We start from the raw sequence: 3,606 nt of genomic DNA on the forward strand, positions 1-3,606 counted from the left end.
CCCATGCGGCGCATCCGAGGCATCCACTCATCCCGATTGCGCTCCAACGCGATCCCCTGCGAGATCGTAAACACGTTCTCAGGGGTGTGGGGAAATCACTCTGCCGCCGCCGCAGGGTGAGGAAACGGCACGCCCTGGGTGCCGTCCACCCACGGGGGCAGCTTGTGCATCACGCTGTTGAACAGGGCACTGGCCTGCCACCGGGCCAGCCAGGCCTGCAGCTCTGGCCAGGGCTGGGCCGTCCAACAGGTGGCGTCGATGCCCGCAAATTGCCGCACGAAAGGCGCTGTCGCCATGTCGGCAAGGGATGCCTGAGGGCCATATAGATACGGATACGCCTGCCCTGCCAACTGGGCTTCCAGCGTCTGAAGCCACTGCACTGCCACGGTGCACGCGGTTGCGGCATCGCTATCGGGGTAGCGGCTCGGGTATTTGCACCGGTCCAGCGCCTGCTTGAACGGGCCGTCGCACTCGGCGATCAGTGCCAGCATGTCCTGCATGCTCCCGTCGCGCGGCGTGAGCCAGCCTTCGGGGTCGTGCTGCCGCAGGGCCCACAGCATGATGTCCAGGCTCTGCTCCAGCACTTCGCCACCGGGCAGCACCAGCACCGGCACCGTGGCCTTGGGGGACGCCTGCAGCAGGCCCTCGGGCTTGTTCCTCAGCACGACTTCGCGCAGCTCGCAGGCCTGGCCGCTCACGGCCAAGGCCAGCCGGGCGCGCATGGCGTAGGGGCAGCGGCGGAAGGAGTAGAGAACGGGCAGGGTGGTCATGCCTTGCTGGTTGCTCATGGCTTGCTGGCTGTAGATAGCTTGCGCGTTGCGCCGGGTTGCTGCGCACCCAGGTGGTCCTCGCCACGCCGGGCGGCCAGCTGCATCTGGCGCTCGCGTTCGGCCAGGGCGCGCTCCTGCTCGGGCGTGCGCGTGCCGTGGCAATACGGGCAGCTCACGCCCTGCACATAGTGTGGGTGCGCCCGCTCGGCCGCGCCCAGCGGCATGCGGCAGGATCGGCACAGCTGGTGGTGCCCCGGTGCCAGACCATGGCCCACCGACACGCGTTCGTCGAACACGAAGCAGTCGCCCTGCCAGCGGCTGTCTTCTACAGGCACGGTTTCCAGGTATTTGAGGATGCCGCCTTCGAGGTGGTACACCTCGCCAAAGCCTTGCGACTTGAGCAGGGCGGTGGATTTTTCGCACCGGATGCCCCCCGTGCAGAACATCGCCACGCGGGGCTTGCCGGCCAGCACGCCGCCGGGCTGCTGTTCGCGTTCCACCCAGGCCGGGAACTCGGCGAAGTTCTTCGTATGCGGGTTGATGGCGCGTTCAAAGGTGCCGATGCCCACTTCATAGTCATTGCGCGTGTCCACCACCACCACGCCGGGGTCGTCGATGAGTGCGTTCCAGTCTTCGGGCTTCACATAGGTGCCGGCATTGCGCGCGGGGTTCAGCCCCGGCACGCCCAGGGTGACGATCTCGCGCTTGAGGCGCACGCGCATGCGGTAGAAGGGCTGGCGCTCGCCCAGCGCTTGCTTGTGCTGCAGGGCCGCAAACCGTGCATCGCTGCGCAGCCAGGCCAGCACGGCATGCACATCAGCGGGCGCCCCGGCGATGGTGCCGTTGATGCCCTCGGGCGCGAGCAGCAGCATGCCGCGCACGTTTTTCTCATCGCACAGGGCCTGCAGTGGCGCGCGCAGGGCGGCGCAGTCGGGCAGATCGACGAACTGGTAGAGGGCGGCGGTGAGGTAGCTGGGCGTGACCGAGTCCACGAAACAGTGCAAAAAGCGATGGGGAGGGGGCTGATGATAGCGGTCACTTTTCGTTACGATGTCGGGTACCAACGCTGCGTCCCAAGGTATCTCATATGGCCCAGGAATCCACAGTCAACCTGTTTCGACGGCTGGAGCAGCTCAACGGCATCGGGGCGGCGCTCTCGCGCGAGCGCGACATCGACCGGCTGCTGGAAAACATCCTCGAAGCCGCCAAGGCCATCACCGGCGCGGACGGCGGTACGCTCTACAGCGTGACGGAAGACGGCAGCGCACTCAAGTTCGAGATCCTGCGCACCGACTCGCTGGGCATTCGCCTGGGCGGCACCACCGGCAAGCCGATCGATTTTCCGCACCTGCCGCTGCGCCATCCCGATGGCGCGCCCAACGACTCGCTGGTGGCCGCCTATGCCGCCATCCACGACAGCACGGTGAACATTGCCGATGCCTACAGCGCCGAAGGCTTCGACTTTTCGGGCACTCGCGCCTTTGACGGGCGCACGGGCTACCGGTCGCAGTCGTTCCTCACCGTGCCCATGAAGAACCACGACCACGAGCTGATCGGCGTGCTGCAGCTCATCAACGCGCGGCACTGGGAGACGGGCGAAGTCACCACGTTCTCCGAGGCCGACAAGGGCCTGGCCGAGTCGCTGGCCTCGCAGGCCGCCATCGCGCTGACCAACCGGCTGCTCATCACCCAGCTCGAGCGCCTTTTCGAGTCGTTCGTGAACCTCATCAACCTGGCCATCGACGAAAAGTCGCCCTACACCGGCGGGCACTGCCAAAGGGTGCCCGCGCTCACCATGATGCTGGCCGAGGCAGCCCATGCGACCGACGCAGGGCCGCTGGCTGGCTTTGCGATGAGCGACCGCGACCGCTACGAACTGAAGATGGCGGGCATGCTGCACGACTGCGGCAAGATCACCACGCCCGTGCATGTGGTGGACAAGGCCACCAAGCTGCAGACCATCTACGACCGCATCGGACTGGTCGACACGCGCTTTGAGGTGTTGAAGCGCGACGCCGAGCTGGCCGCCCTGCGCCGCCAGCTGGCGCTGCGCCCCGTGGTGGACGCGCGTGCCGAGGGCCAGGAGCTGCAGGCGCTGCAGCACGAGATCCACGCACTGGAGGAAGACCGCGAGTTTCTGCGCCGCTGCAACACCGGCACCGAAGCCATGCGCCCCGAGGACCAGCAGCGCGTGCGCGACATCGCCGCCATGCGCCACTGGCGCAACCCCCAGGGCGTGCAGACCAGCTTTCTCACGGCCGAAGAGGTGGAGAACCTCACCATCCGCTCCGGCACGCTCACGCAGGCAGAGCGCGACGTGATCAACCACCACATTGTGGCCACCATCAAGATGCTGGAGACGCTGCCCTGGCCGCGCCACTTGAAGAACGTGCCCGAGTACGCGGGCGGCCACCACGAGCGCATGGATGGCAAGGGCTACCCGCGCGGCCTCACGCGCGAACAGATGTCGGTGCAGGCCCGCATGATGGGCATCGCCGACATCTTCGAAGCCCTCACCGCGGCCGACCGGCCCTACAAGCGGGGCATGCCGCTGTCGCAGGCCCTGGCCATCATGCGCAAGATGCGCGACAACGGCCATATCGACCCCGACCTGTTCGAGGTGTTCGTGCGAGAGGGCGTGTACCTGCGCTATGCGCAGGAATTCCTGGAGGCCGGGCAGGTGGACGCGGTGGACATCGCTGCGCTCGGCTTCGCCTGACGGGAGTGCTTTAGAACGTGTTTACGATCTCCCAGGGGATCGCGTTGGAGCGCAATCGGGATGAGTGGATGCCTCGGATGCGCCGCATGGGCTCGTGCCCATGCAAGCAGCCGGGGC

Annotated in this window: 3 protein-coding genes; 1 reads left to right on the forward strand and 2 read right to left on the reverse strand. The window is 66.8% G+C overall.

Annotated elements, in window-relative coordinates:
- Positions 1-95: 95 nt before the first annotated feature.
- Both ACOQFS_RS21295 and ACOQFS_RS21300 read right to left on the reverse strand, forming a co-directional pair.
- Entirely contained in the window at positions 96-770 is a 675-nt protein-coding gene (locus ACOQFS_RS21295; protein ID WP_421564811.1) for a glutathione S-transferase, read from the reverse strand.
- A 14-nt stretch (positions 771-784) separates the two neighbouring features.
- Positions 785-1,762, reverse strand: a complete 978-nt coding sequence (locus ACOQFS_RS21300; protein ID WP_421564809.1) for a rhodanese-related sulfurtransferase — start codon at positions 1,760-1,762, stop codon at positions 785-787.
- 95 nt (positions 1,763-1,857) lie between these two features.
- Here ACOQFS_RS21300 and ACOQFS_RS21305 point away from each other — a divergent pair, with 95 nt between their 5' ends.
- The gene (locus tag ACOQFS_RS21305) at positions 1,858-3,489 is read left to right on the forward strand and encodes an HD domain-containing phosphohydrolase (RefSeq protein ID WP_421564810.1); all 1,632 of its coding nucleotides are present in this window, start codon (positions 1,858-1,860) and stop codon (positions 3,487-3,489) included.
- The last annotated feature ends 117 nt before the right edge of the window (positions 3,490-3,606 follow it).

It is taken from the genome of Paracidovorax sp. MALMAid1276 (assembly GCF_049198005.1).
Classification (GTDB): domain Bacteria; phylum Pseudomonadota; class Gammaproteobacteria; order Burkholderiales; family Burkholderiaceae_C; genus Acidovorax.

Bases quoted from the DNA above. Each gene is read 5' to 3' on its own strand.
- ACOQFS_RS21295 (WP_421564811.1), bottom strand. From the start codon at position 770: ATGACCACCCTGCCCGTTCTCTACTCCTTCCGCCGCTGCCCCTACGCC.
- ACOQFS_RS21305 (WP_421564810.1), top strand. From the start codon at position 1,858: ATGGCCCAGGAATCCACAGTCAACCTGTTTCGACGGCTGGAGCAGCTC.